Consider the following 13,736-nt stretch of genomic DNA (forward strand, 5'->3'; position numbering starts at 1 on the left):
CGCCTGTAAACCGTAACCAGGACCAAAAATTCACCCTGTAAGCCGGAATCAGGATTAGTTTTGAGCATTGTAAACCAATATCAGTATTTTCTAAACCAAGGTGTAAACCTATATCAGGACAAGACCCAGTATTAGACCAGACAAGCGGCAGTATGGCGCCAGGGTATTTGCAGTACCTTTGCAGTACGTTTGCAGTACCTTTCCAGTACGTTTGTAGTACCCCCTTATATAGAGGTACTACATAGGTACTACATACGTACTGCACACCTGCGGAGAACGTACTATGAAAATAAGGCCGCGCACAGGATGCCCAGGGGTTGCCATATGGCTACTCCTACGTTACTCCGTAGTTACTCCCACCTTACTCCGTAGTAACCCCCACCTTACTCCCAGGATACTCCCACCATAGTGCATGGGGAGTGTATGTTTTCAGCAAAAACACCGTTGTAGGGAATTTACAATCAGGTCATTTTCAATTACTTATGCGCCAATTTTGAAGAAATGACCCTTAATTTGACGCACTAGGGCATATAACCTGCACTAAATCAGCATGTTATCAATTAAGCGGATCTCTCCCAGCTTGGTGGCGGCCAGCGCCACCATGGGCCCGGGGATGGGCGCGCTGAGTATCTGCAGGTTGCCGGCGTCGGCTATTTCGATATAATCTACCAGGAAACCGGCGTTTTCAAGCTCGTTACGGGCCGTTTCCCTGAGTTCCCCGAAGGGCTGCTGCCGGATGTTGCGCACCAGCGCTTTGAGGCTGCGGCTGATCTGTACGGCCGTTTTCCGTTCTTCGGGGCTCAGGCGCATGTTGCGGCTGCTCATAGCCAGGCCGTCCGCTTCCCGGAGGGTAGGGCAGATGTGGAGCTGGCAGGGAATGCCGGTGATTTCCAGCAGCCGCTTGATGATCATGCACTGCTGGAAGTCTTTCTGCCCCATGAACAGGTCTGCAGGGGCCACAATGTCCAGCAGCTTGTGCACAACAATGCCAACGCCCTGAAAGTGGTTGGGGCGGTGGGCGCCTTCCAGCACGGTTTCCACATAGCCGAAATCGTAATTGGGGTGTTGCGCGTTTACCCCTTCAGGGTACATTTCCGTCACAGAGGGGAGGAAGAGCACGTCCGTGCCGGCGCTGGTCAGCTTTTGTATGTCTTCATTGATGGTGATGGGGTACTTTTCAAAGTCTTTCGGGTCGTTGAACTGGGTGGGGTTCACAAAAATGCTGCATACTACCAGGTCTGTTGCTGCTTTGGCATCCCGCACCAGTGACAGGTGGCCTTCATGCAGGGCGCCCATGGTGGGTACAAAGCCTATACGTTTTCCTGCCTTTTTTTCCTGCTCCAGGAAATCCCGGAGCGCCGCTCTCTGCTTGAATAGATACATAAACCTTTGCTTAAAAGGATGTTAAAAGTGACAATTTGGCCCTTTTTACCTAAAAATTTCGTAGTTTTGCAAGCCAAATTAAAAATAACTGCATTAATAATCAGCTTTAAATGTCCACAAAGAAAAGAATTCTTTTTATTGCCCAAGAGATGTCGCCGTACCTGGAGTTGAGTGATTATGCGGCAATGGTGAATAAAATGGCGATCAAATCTAATGAGGCCGGTCTTGAAGTAAGGGTTATCATGCCGCGGTTTGGCAATATTAATGAAAGGAGGCACCGCCTTCATGAAGTGGTCCGCCTTTCGGGCATTAACATTGTAATAGACGGGGATGACTACCCGCTGATCATTAAAGTGGCTTCTCTGCCCAATGCACGGTTGCAGGTGTATTTCCTGGACAATGAGGATTATTTCAAGCGCAAGGCCGTATTTGCGGACGATGACGGCAAGTTTTATGACGATAATGCTGCCAGGGCCGTCTTTTTCTGCAAGGGCGCGCTGGAAACCGTCAAGAAGTTCGGCTGGCCGCCGGACATTATCCATTGCAGCGGCTGGATGACCTCCCTCATCCCCGTATACCTCAAAACTGCCTATAAAAAAGAGCCGGTTTTTGCCCATTCAAAAACGGTGTTCTCCCTGGAACCCAACTCCTTCAAGGAAAAACTGGGCGCCAGCTTCCCCAAGAAAGCGATTATCAGCAACCAGATCAAGGAAAAAGACCTGGAATTATATAAAGAAGGTACCAATACCGCTCTTAACAGGGGCGCTGCCAAATACGCCGACGCGGTAGTACTGGCAAGCGACAAGGCTGACAAGAAGCTGGTGGAAGAACTGAAAGCGGAGAAAGGGAAAGTAGTGCTGCCTTACAGGAAAGACAATGAAGACCTGGCAGACTACCTTCAGCTGTATCACCAATTGCTGGGTTCCAAATGACCCGGAGGGAATTAAAAATGAAAAGTTAAAATTGGCAGGAGCTATCCGAATTGCACAATTACTTTTTATTTTTAATTTTTTCTTTTTGGGAACAGTGCTTTCAACGCAACAACAAACCGTTTCAAACAAAACACGTGAAGATCAATTTCAGGATTCAAGCCTTTGCCGCTGCGGCCGTTTTTACGGGATTATATGCATTTTCAGGTTGTAACGAGTCTACTATATTAGGCAAGGACCTGATACCCGGGGCAGACAAAGTGAACGTATTGGATACCACCATCAACAGCCTGATCACCCATAACATAGCCGTAGCAGACTCCAGCGTAGTAACCGGCGCTGACGTATATACCGGCGCGCTGGGCAGTGTTACGGACGATATCATTTTCGGCAAATCTCACGGTTTCCTGTATACCCAGATAGGCCTGCCGGAAGAAAAGTTCACCTTTGCCGGTACCGGGCACATACTGGATTCCGTGGTGCTGTACGTAGGTACGGACACCACCTGGTACGGGGAAAACCAGCCCATCAACCTGAAGGTGTACGAAATGAACGAGCCCAACTTCAAAATAGATTCTTACTATACGTATACCCGGCCCCTTTCTTACGACCAGTCTAAAATGATCGGTTCTGTATCCACCTACCCGGTATACCCGAAAGATTCCATTAATATTTACGGGGAGAAAAGAGCGCCTTCACTGCGTATCCCGCTGAGCGCGGCCTTCGGCAACAGCCTGCTGCAGCAGCGGGCAGACGCGGCCTTCCTCAGCGACTCGGCGTTCAAGATATACCTGAACGGCCTGGCCATTGTGCCGGACACGCTGAGCAGCAAAACCATGCTGTTCCCCATTCTCAACAACGGGGAAACCCGTGTAGTGGTGTTCTACAAGAACAGCGAGAACGACTCGCTGAAGGCGGAATTCCCTTTCAAGTCTACCAGCAGCGGGCATGCCAACTACTTTGTACGCAACTACACCAACGCCGAAGTGTCCAAATACATCAACACCGGCAAACCGGAAGGAGACAGCATGATCTACCTGCAGGACGCCCCCGGCATCTATACGCAGGTGCAGATACCCGGCCTGGAAAATTTCCCCAAGGCGGTGATCAACCAGGCGGAACTGGTAGTGACCGAAATATCAAGCGATTTCGCCGGGAAAGACCACCTGTTTGACGAGCCTGACAGGCTGATGCTGTACCGCTACATTACACATGACAGCCTGGGGTATATGCTGGATTACGGCAATCCCAGCCAACCCAACCTCGCTTATTTCGGTGGTAATAAAACCGTCATTTCTAATGTAGGGGGTATCAAGGTTGTTCAATATAAGTTTAATATTGCACGGCATTTGCAATTCATTATCGATAAAAAAATGGACAATTCAGTATTGAAGCTGATGTCTGTTTCCAACCGGTATGCTATAGACATGAAGCGGGTGAAAGCAGGAGGGGGCAATGCCACGCCACCGGCCAACATAAAACTTAGAATCATTTACACTCAACTATAATCTTCAGAACTCTTAAGTTTATGCCTTACTTATTTACGTCCGAATCCGTTTCAGAAGGACACCCCGACAAAGTTGCCGACCAAATTTCCGACGCACTGATCGATAACTTCCTGGCTTATGACATCAGCTCCAAAGTAGCCTGCGAAACGCTGGTAACTACCGGGCAGGTGGTGCTGGCCGGCGAAGTGAAATCAGAAGCTTACCTGGACGTACAGGATATTGCCCGTGAAGTGATCCGCAAGATCGGGTACACCAAGAGCGAGTACATGTTTGAAGCTAACTCCTGCGGTATTTTCTCAGCCATTCACGAGCAGTCACCTGACATCAACCAGGGTGTAGACCGCAAGAACCCTGAAGAGCAGGGTGCGGGAGACCAGGGTATGATGTTCGGCTACGCTACCCGCGAAACCGAGAACTACATGCCGCTGGCGCTAGACCTGGCTCACAAGCTGCTGATCGAGCTGGCAGCCCTCCGCCGCGAGAACAAGGAGATCAAGTACCTCCGCCCCGACGCAAAATCCCAGGTAACCATCGAGTACTCCGACGATAATCAGCCCATCCGCATAGACACCATCGTTATTTCCACCCAGCACGACGATTTTGCCGCTGACGAGGAAATGCTGGGCAAGATCAAGCAGGATATGATCAACATCCTGATACCCCGCGTGAAGGCTAAGCTGAAGCCCGAACTGCAGGCCCTGTTCACAGACAAGATCACCTATCATATCAACCCCACCGGCAAGTTCGTGATTGGCGGGCCTCATGGCGATACCGGGCTCACCGGCCGCAAGATCATTGTAGATACCTACGGTGGTAAAGGCGCTCACGGCGGTGGCGCGTTCTCCGGGAAAGATCCTTCCAAGGTAGACCGTTCCGCAGCCTACGCTACCCGCCACATTGCCAAGAACCTGGTAGCTGCCGGCGTTTGCGACGAAGTGCTGGTACAGGTTTCTTACGCTATTGGCGTGGCCAAACCCTGCGGCGTGTTTGTAGACACCTACGGCACCGCCAAGGTAAACCTGAACGACGGTGAAATTGCCCGCAAGGTAGAAAGCATTTTTGACCTGCGCCCCTACGCCATTGAGCAACGCCTGAAACTGCGCAACCCCATGTACGGCGAAACTGCCGCTTATGGTCACATGGGCCGCGAAAACAAGGTGGTGACCAAAGTGTTCAACGCCGGTAAAAGAACAGAGAAAAAAGTAGAGGTGGAGCTGTTCACCTGGGAGAAACTGGATTATGTGGAGAAAGTGAAGCAGGCTTTCGGTCTGTAAGCTTTCCGCAAGATATGCAAGGGCCGGCAGGGATGAATCCCGCCGGCCCTTGTGCTTTCATCGTTTTATGCCTTAATTTACACCCCAAAGGATTGCCGCTACCATGAGCATTGCCAAAAAAATGTACTACCAGGCCGCCAGGCTGGTCAACTTATCCCTCCTGAAAGGCGCCCCCACGCGTTTATTGTTACCCTATCACCACCTGGTGAGCAATGAGCAACTGCCGTACGTGAAACACCTGTACCCATACAAAGGTGTGCGTGCCTTTGAGCGTGACCTGGATTACCTGCTGAAACATTTTAAACCTGTTGGCCTGCGGGAAATAATAATGGCCGCCCGCCGGCAAACGCCGCTGCCTGCGCATGCTTTCCTGCTGACGTTCGACGACGGGCTGAAAGAAGTAGCGGAGGTGATAGCGCCGCTGCTCCGGCAAAAGGGCGTGCCCGCCGCGTTTTTCCTGAACAGCGCTTTTATTGACAACCGTTCCCTCTTTTACCGCTTCAAGATGAGCCTGCTGGTGGAAGCGCTGCAGCAACCGCAAAGCAAGGCTACGCTGACGGCACTGGGAGAGGTGCTGCATACGGATGGCAGCCCGGAAGCCATCATCCAGGCCGTTAAACGCATCCGCTACGGCAACCGGGCGCTGACAGACGCGGCCGGGACGGTACTGGGCTTAGATTTTAATGCCTGGCTGGCGGAGCATCAACCTTTTATGAGCAGCGCACAGATACAAGCACTGGTAGAGCAGGGGTTTGCCATTGGCGGCCACAGTGTAGACCATCCATACTATCAAGACCTTACGCTGGAAGAAATGCTGCAGCAAACCACGGAGTCCGTTGAAACGCTGGTAAACCGTTTTAAGCTGGATTACAGGGCCTTTGCTTTCCCGCATTCAGACGCAGGCATTCCCAAAGCCTTCTTTGACAAGCTGTTGCAAGGCCCTGAGCCGGCGGTAGACCTTATTTTCGGTACCGGCAACCAGCGTGCGGACATCCATCCCCACATACTGCACCGCTTCAATTGTGAGCGGCCGGAACTGGATATTGAAGCGGCGGTGAAAGGCATATTGATTTACAACCGATTGCAAGAAATAAGGGGTAAATCAGTCATCCGGCGTGACTAACGGTTGTTTCCTTTTATATGTAAATAATAAAATAAGTTAAAACACAGGTCGTTCCTAATATTTGGAATTAACAGTTTTATGCATTAAATTTAATTATGAATGATTGATTAATTTATATGTGTTTTTTGCTGGAAATATTACCACTACAAGCATTTAAACACTATTTTTGTACGGATGAATGACGATTAGTGAGGCTCTAGACCGGAAAGGCATTATCTGGAAACTGTTAAATTAACCTTTAGTGAAAAACCGAACTTATTTAAAGGCACTCCCCTGTGCCTTTTTAACAGCCTTACTATTTTCTTTCACCTCCCTATATGCTCAGGGCGATCAGACCGCTATCAAGGTGAAGACCTCTACAGCCGGCGCTACCACCGGGGCATGGTTGCATTTACCTGATGACTACAGCAGTACGAGTGAGAGATATCCGTTGATCATTTTTATTCATGGTATTGGAGAGGCAGGCACAAATCTTAATTTGGTATTAAACCAGGGCCTTCCCAAGCAGATTGCCAAAGGCGCCAAAATGAACTTTACGGTTGGCGGCAAGGTATACAAGTTTATTGTTGTTTCTCCGCAGTTTTCCGGCGGCTGGGCCAGTGCGGATATGACGCAATCTATCATTGAGGATATGAAAGCCCGGTACCGGGTAGACGCGTCCCGTATTTACCTGACCGGCCTGAGCGCGGGCGGGCAGGGGGTGTGGACGTACGTATCCACCAGCAAGCAATATGCAGATAATATTGCCGCCGTTGTACCGGTTTCACCGGCCGGCATGGGCGCGCAGCTGGTGAGCAATATATGCAACACGGTAGTGGCGGCCAACGTGCCGGTATGGCAATTTGCCGGCTCTTCAGACCTGAGCGGAGGAATTAATTTCCTGAGCAACCTGCAGACGTTTGAAACAAAATACAACAGCTGTAACCCGGCGGTAAAGGCCAAATCTACCGTTGTTCAGGGCGGCGGCCACAACGCCGTTACCTGGGACGCGGCCTATGACCCTACGCACAATACCAACAATCCCAATATTTACGAATGGATGCTGCAATACACCCAGGAAGGCACTGTTACGCCTCCGCCGCCGGTGCAGCAACCCCCGGTAGCCAATGCCGGCCCGCAGGTGAGCCTCACGCTTCCTGCAAATACCGCCCAGCTGGACGGTTCGGCCTCCAAACCGGCCACTGCGGCCATCAGCACCTATGAATGGAAAAAAGTGGCGGGCCCTGCGCAATTCAGCATTACCGGAGATAAAGCCGCCAAAGCCAGTTTGACCAACCTGGTGGCAGGTACCTATACATTTGAGCTGAAAGTAACAGACCAGAACGGCCTGTCTTCCACCGCGCAAACGCAGGTGGCGGTTGCGCCGGCTGCAGCGCCTTCCTGCGCCAACTGCAAATTCACCATCACCCCGCAAAGCGGTACACAGATATACGGCAACACGCTGGGCGTTCAGCCGGGAGATACGGTGTGTGTAATGGCAGGCAACTATGTATCGCTGATGTTCAACAACTTTACCGGTACGCCAGACAAGCCGATAGTGTTCATTAACTGCGGCGGCCAGGTGAAGTTCGGCAACAATGGCAACTACGGCCTGGGTTTCGTGAACTCAAAATATTTCAGGATCACCGGCACGGGCAGCTCAGACAAGTACGGCTTTGTGGTAGACGGCAGCGCCAAACCCCTGCAAACGGGTATGGCCGTAGGCAAGGAGTGTACGGACTATGAGGTAGACCATATAGAAATAGGGCATGTAGGTGTGGGGATGTTTGCCAAGATCAACCCTGATTGCGAAGCTATCAACCAGCATCCCAACTTTGTGATCCGCAATGTGAAGCTGCATGACCTGTATGTGCATGATACGGAAGTGGAGGGCCTGTACGTGGGCAATACGTCACCGAACGGCACAGAGATAGTATGTAACGGCCAAACGGTAACGGTGTACCCGCCCCGCATCGAGAACGTGAAGATCTACAATGTAATTACCAAGAATACGGGATGGGACGGTATCCAGGTGTCTACCGCACCGGTAGGCGTGGAAATTTATGATAACGACGTCAGCAATTACGGCATTGCCAAGGCATACGGCCAAAACGCAGGCATCCTGCTGGGCGGCTCCGCCAGCGGCGTGGTGCGCAATAACAAGGTAAGCAATGGCGCCGGCCCCAACCTGATGGTGTTCGGTATTGGCCAGATCAAGATATACAACAACCTGTTGACCGGCGCGGGTACCAATCCCATAGAGCCGATGATGGACGATGGTATATTTATTGACGACCGGAAAAATATGTACCCTGACAAACCTTTGCAGGTACAGGTTTTCAACAATACCATTATCAATCCCAGCCGTAATGGCATCAGGCTGTTGAATACTTACGGTACCGTGGCATCGGGCAACCTCTTCTATAATAACATTGTAGTAAACCCCGGGCAGTATGAAGTTCACCAGGAGAAAGCCTACCTGGCTACACAAGGCACCGTTAATTTCGAAGCCTCCAACAACCTCTTTGTGAGAACGCTGCCGGAAGCGGGTTTTGTAAATGCCGCCGGGCTTGACTTCAGCCTGGCCGCCGGTTCTGCCGCTATAGACGCCGGCCGGGATGTATCTTCCTTCGGAGTTAAATATGACATCAACTATAAAACAAGGCCCGGCGGCGCAGCATTTGATATTGGCGCATATGAGCTGGCGGGTGGCGGCGGCACCGGCTCCAATAAGCCTCCTGTGGCCAATGCAGGCGCAGATCAAACCATTACGCTGCCTGCTTCCAGCGTTCGCCTGAATGGCAGCGCTTCTTCCGACCCTGACGGCACCATTGCATCTTACAACTGGGCCAAGGTAAGCGGTCCCGAAGCTACAATTGCACAGTCTACCGCCGCCGCCACAGACGTTACTGGCCTTACCGCCGGTACCTATGTATTTGAATTAACGGTAAAGGACGATAAAGGCGCTACCGCCACGGCCCGCGTAACGGTTACGGTCAATACGGCCACCAACAAGCCGCCGGCTGCCAACGCTGGTCCCAATGTCACTATTACGCTGCCTGTAAACAGCGTACGGCTGGACGGCAGCGCTTCCTCAGACCCCGACGGCACTATTGCTTCCTATAACTGGGTGAAAATAGGCGGGCCGGCTGCTACTATTGCGCAGCCGACAGCTGCCGCTACAGACATTACAGGCCTTGTTGCCGGCACCTATGTATTTGAACTGACGGTAAAAGACGATAAAGGCGCTGTAGCCACCAGTAACGTAACGGTTACCGTCAATTCGGCCACCAACCAGCCGCCGGTTGCCGACGCCGGCGACAACATTACCATCACCCTGCCGGTCAGCAGCGTGCGGCTGGACGGAAGCGGCTCTGCTGATCCTGATGGCTCCATTGCGTCTTACAGCTGGGTCAAGCTGGGCGGCCCGGCCGCCACCATTGCACAATCCAGCTCCGCTGCAACAGATGTTACCGGCCTTACGGCAGGCACTTATGTGTTCCAGCTGACGGTGAAGGATGATAAGGGCGCCGTAGCCACCAGTAATGTGACCATTACCGTTAAAACTGCTACCAACCAGCCGCCGGTTGCACACGCGGGTTATAATAATACCGTTACCCTGCCGCTGAACAGCATACGGCTGGACGGCAGCGCTTCCTCAGACCCGGATGGTACTATTGCCTCCTACAACTGGGTGAAAATAGGCGGGCCGGCCGCTACTATTGCACAGCCTACATCCGCGGCTACAGATGTTACGGGTCTTGTTGCCGGCACCTATGTATTTGAACTGACAGTAAAAGACGATAAAGGGGCCATTGCCACCAGTAACGTAACAGTTACGGTCAACTCGGCCACCAACCTGCCTCCGGTTGCGAATGCAGGTTATAATACTACCATTACGCTGCCGGTGAGCAGTGTACGGCTGGACGGCAGCGGATCTGCAGACCCGGATGGTACCATTGCATCTTACAACTGGGTCAAGCTGGGCGGCCCGGCGGCAGCCACTATTGCGCAGTCTGCCTCCGCTGTAACAGATGTAACAGGCCTTACGGCCGGCACCTATGTGTTCCAGCTCACAGTGAAAGATGACAAAGGCGCTGTTGCTACCAGTAATGTGACCATTACAGTTAAAACAGCGACCAATCAGCCGCCTGTTGCGCATGCGGGTTACAATAACACGGTTACCCTGCCGCTGAACAGCATACGGCTGGATGGCAGCTTGTCTTCAGACCCTGACGGCTCCATTGCATCCTACACCTGGACCGAGCTGGGCGGCCCTGTTGCCACCATTGCGCAGCCGGGGTCCGCTGTTACGGAAGTTACAGGCATTACCAAGGCCGGCACATACGTATTCATGCTCACTGTAAAAGATAATAGCGGTGCTACTGCCAGCAGCAATGTTACGGTTACTGTTATTGCTGCAACCAATACGCCGCCGTTGGCCAACGCCGGTGCAGATGTGAATATCACGCTGCCGGCATCCAGTGCGCAGCTGGACGGCAGTGCTTCCAGCGATGCAGATGGCAACATTGTTTCTTACGCCTGGGCTAAAATCAGCGGCCCTGCTGCTACCATTGGCCAGCCCGCCGCCGCCGGCACTTCCGTTACGGGCCTGACAGAAGGCGTTTATGTTTTTGAACTGACTGTAAAAGATAACCAGGGCGCCACTGGCACAGACCGTGTAACCGTTACCGTTCACAAGGCAGACGTACCTAACAAGCCGCCGGTAGCTAACGCGGGCGCAGACATTACTATTTCCCAGCCGGCTAACGCCACCCAGCTGAATGGCGGCGGCTCTTCAGACGCAGACGGCAGCATTGCCTCCTACGCCTGGACGAAAATAAGCGGCCCCGCGGCCACCATTTCCCAGCCTGGTTCAGCAGTTACTACAATTACGGGACTTACAGAAGGTACCTATATTTTTGAGCTGGTGGTAACAGACAACCAGGGCGCCACCGCAGCAGACCGTGTAACCGTTACCGTGCTGAAAGAAGTGCAGCAGGGTAACCAGCCGCCGGTTGCAAACGCCGGCCCCGACCAGACCATCAACGTGAATGAGGAAGAACTGTTGCTGATAGGCTCGGGGTCGCATGATCCTGACGGCAGCATCGTATCTTACTCCTGGCGCCAGCTTTCTGGGCCGGCAACGGTTTCCATCCTGTCTCCTGGCAGCATACAGACTGGTATTGCAGGGGTTATAGCAGGAGAATACCGCTTCCAGTTAACGGTTACCGATAATAAAGGCGCTACTGCCACGGCCACCGTAAAAGTGGTGGTGATCAAAGACGCCGGTGTAGATTCTGTGGCGGTTGCGCTCTTCCCCAACCCGGTGAGCACCAAAATGCAGGTGCGCATCAACCTGCAGGGCAAAGAAGAGGTGAAAGCGCTCAGCCTGCTGGTGCTGAACATGGCCGGGCAGGTGCAGAAACACATCCGCCTTGGAGACAACCCTGTGATACAGACGGAAGTAGACATGAGCGATCTCGGGAACGGCATTTACATTGTCAGGATCTCGGACGGGCAAGGATTTAACTACGTTTATAAAATAGTAAAAGCCGGCTACTAGCCGGCTTTTTTTTATATCCTCGTATGCAGGAAAGCAAACTTCGTTTTCAGCTTCAGGAAGTGTTTCTCAAACAGCTCGTAAGAATAATACGCTATAATGCAGGTTACGCCCACACAAACCGCCGGGTACAGCAGGTCATACACCACTATGGAATGCAGGTTGGTGAATACCTTCATAAAGGCCAGCATCACCAGCTGGCATACGGGCGTATGGAAGAGGTAAATGCCGTAAGACACTTTGCCCAGTGTTCTCAGTACGGGATATTCCAGGTTAAACACGCAGTTCTCCGAAACGGCCGCCATCATCAGGTAGGCAAAGAGGCCGGCATGAATAAAATTGTCCAGGTAATAATGGCTGACAAATTCACTTTTCAGCACATTGAACACTACCAGCACGGTAATGCTTAACATCAGCCACTGCATGGGACGGGTAAAGAACTTTTGCAAGAAGGCGGTGTAGCGGTGGCGGTGAAACAGTATATACGCCCCGAACATGCCGCTGCCAAAAAGCTCCAGCTTGTCGAACAGCATGAGGTAGTTGATGTCAAGCATGCGCTGCGTGGGCACGTTGAATACCGACGGAATGATGAACAGCAGCAGTTTGCTGAGCACGCCCAGCGCCAGCATGGATACAAAGAGCTGTTTCAGGCGGTTGCGGAACAGCAGGAGCACCAGCGGCCACAGCAGATAAAACTGTTCTTCCACGCAAACAGACCAGGTAATTTCAAGTATGCCTGTGTTATACGGGAAAAAAGCCAGCTGGAAATTGACGGCAAAGAGCAGCAGGAACAACAGGTTGGTGAGAATGGTGCCCATGTCTGTCAAAGCGGGGAAACCCAGCTTGGTGAATACAAATGGCGCCAGCAGGGTGAGGGAAATGCCATAGGCCAGGTACAGCGGCCATATGCGCAGCATGCGGCGGATGTAGAAGTTTTTGAAATTGATGGTGCCGCTCTTTTCATTTTCTTCCATGAGCAGGTAGCTGATCAGGAAGCCGCTCAGCACAAAGAAGAGGTTCACGCCGGTCCTGCCCGTTTCCAGTGTATGGTGCAAGAAGTCGAGGCTGCCCAGCCCGTACCGGCCCTTGAAAAACTGCGCGTGGTGCAATACCACCAGCAGGGCCGCTATGAACCTGATCCCGTCCAGATTTTTGAAATAGATCCTCATATCCTGTTTATCCTGTTAGTGCTAGTCTTTCCGTTTATGCTGCAACATCCACTCGTAGATGTTGAGGCCGCCTACCTTGTAGGAAGGCGTATAGATGTCTTTAAAGCAACAGTGCCCGTGCTGTCCGATGGTGAGCTTGGTAAGCCCTTCCTTGTACTGGTTGGTGCTGTCAATAAAGCGCCTCACCGTGCGCAGGAAATACGGCTCCTGCTCCCCGGCAAAATACCAGCAGGGTACGTTGGCATCAGCCACCAGCTTGAATTGCGCCATGTTCTTGTCATCCAGCAATACGGGAGACAGGGATACGGCGGCGGCAAAGCGGCGGGTAAGGGCTTTGTTTTCCGTGAGGGCGGAAACAGTGGTGGAACCGCCGGCGCTGTAGCCGGTAATATAGATACGGGAAGTGTCTATGCGGTAGCGGCGGATGGCATCGTTCAGCACGGCGTTTACCTGCGCGGGCTTGAGGCCCCAGGAAACCGCCTGCGGCATCAGTATAATAAACTTGTACAGCTTCCCGTCTTCCGGGTTTACGGTATTAAGTTTTACGCCATGATGCAGGAGGTAGGGGATGCCGTCAAGCGTCAGTTTGGAAAGATCGTTACCGGCCTTGCTTTTGCCATGCAGGAAAAGTATCAGCGGGTAACGCTGTTTGGTATTGGAATAGTCATCAGGCAGCTGGAGCAGGGCGCCTCGGTTCTCCTTAGGCCCTACGTTTACTTCTATGCGCTGCATGTTACGCTGCGCATATGCTGCCATATCAGCCCCCAGTAAGGATAATACCAGGCCGGCAAACAAGATTGATCTCATG

Annotated in this window: 8 protein-coding genes; 5 read left to right on the forward strand and 3 right to left on the reverse strand. The window is 52.3% G+C overall.

Going from position 1 to position 13,736, the window contains the following annotated elements; translation table 11 throughout:
* Positions 1–540: 540 nt before the first annotated feature.
* A complete protein-coding gene (gene panC, locus ABDW36_RS16320; protein ID WP_343702992.1) occupies positions 541–1,383 on the reverse strand; it encodes a pantoate--beta-alanine ligase in 843 nt (280 codons plus the stop codon).
* Between the two features lie 110 nt (positions 1,384–1,493).
* Here panC and ABDW36_RS16325 point away from each other — a divergent pair, with 110 nt between their 5' ends.
* The 5 genes from ABDW36_RS16325 to ABDW36_RS16345 all read left to right on the forward strand — a co-directional run bounded on the left by ABDW36_RS16325 (position 1,494) and on the right by ABDW36_RS16345 (position 11,762).
* Positions 1,494–2,315, forward strand: coding sequence for a glycogen/starch synthase (locus tag ABDW36_RS16325; RefSeq protein ID WP_343702993.1), 822 nt, complete (start codon positions 1,494–1,496; stop codon positions 2,313–2,315).
* 134 nt (positions 2,316–2,449) lie between these two features.
* Positions 2,450–3,820 (forward strand): DUF4270 family protein, encoded by a 1,371-nt coding sequence (locus ABDW36_RS16330; protein ID WP_343702994.1) that lies wholly within the window; start codon positions 2,450–2,452, stop codon positions 3,818–3,820.
* Between the two features lie 20 nt (positions 3,821–3,840).
* Positions 3,841–5,094 (forward strand): methionine adenosyltransferase, encoded by a 1,254-nt coding sequence (gene metK / locus ABDW36_RS16335; RefSeq protein WP_343702995.1) that lies wholly within the window; start codon positions 3,841–3,843, stop codon positions 5,092–5,094.
* A gap of 103 nt (positions 5,095–5,197) precedes the next feature.
* A complete protein-coding gene (locus tag ABDW36_RS16340; protein ID WP_343702996.1) occupies positions 5,198–6,217 on the forward strand; it encodes a polysaccharide deacetylase family protein in 1,020 nt (339 codons plus the stop codon).
* A 478-nt stretch (positions 6,218–6,695) separates the two neighbouring features.
* Positions 6,696–11,762, forward strand: coding sequence for a PKD domain-containing protein (locus ABDW36_RS16345; protein ID WP_343702997.1), 5,067 nt, complete (start codon positions 6,696–6,698; stop codon positions 11,760–11,762).
* 11 nt (positions 11,763–11,773) lie between these two features.
* Here the strand turns inward: ABDW36_RS16345 and ABDW36_RS16350 are convergent, their stop codons facing one another.
* Both ABDW36_RS16350 and ABDW36_RS16355 read right to left on the reverse strand, forming a co-directional pair.
* Positions 11,774–12,928, reverse strand: coding sequence for an acyltransferase (locus ABDW36_RS16350; RefSeq protein WP_343702998.1), 1,155 nt, complete (start codon positions 12,926–12,928; stop codon positions 11,774–11,776).
* 21 nt (positions 12,929–12,949) lie between these two features.
* Positions 12,950–13,735 (reverse strand): prolyl oligopeptidase family serine peptidase, encoded by a 786-nt coding sequence (locus tag ABDW36_RS16355; protein WP_343702999.1) that lies wholly within the window; start codon positions 13,733–13,735, stop codon positions 12,950–12,952.
* Between the last annotated feature and the right edge of the window lies 1 nt (position 13,736).

Source organism: Chitinophaga sp. (genome assembly GCF_039596455.1).
GTDB lineage: Bacteria > Bacteroidota > Bacteroidia > Chitinophagales > Chitinophagaceae > Chitinophaga.

What these genes read in the sequence shown, in the direction of transcription:
- ABDW36_RS16325 (WP_343702993.1), top strand. Translation starts at nt 1,494, where the DNA reads ATGTCCACAAAGAAAAGAATTCTTTTTATTGCCCAAGAGATGTCGCCG.
- panC (WP_343702992.1), bottom strand. Translation starts at nt 1,383, where the DNA reads ATGTATCTATTCAAGCAGAGAGCGGCGCTCCGGGATTTCCTGGAGCAG.
- ABDW36_RS16350 (WP_343702998.1), bottom strand. Translation starts at nt 12,928, where the DNA reads ATGAGGATCTATTTCAAAAATCTGGACGGGATCAGGTTCATAGCGGCC.
- metK (WP_343702995.1), top strand. Translation starts at nt 3,841, where the DNA reads ATGCCTTACTTATTTACGTCCGAATCCGTTTCAGAAGGACACCCCGAC.
- ABDW36_RS16340 (WP_343702996.1), top strand. Translation starts at nt 5,198, where the DNA reads ATGAGCATTGCCAAAAAAATGTACTACCAGGCCGCCAGGCTGGTCAAC.
- ABDW36_RS16355 (WP_343702999.1), bottom strand. Translation starts at nt 13,735, where the DNA reads ATGAGATCAATCTTGTTTGCCGGCCTGGTATTATCCTTACTGGGGGCT.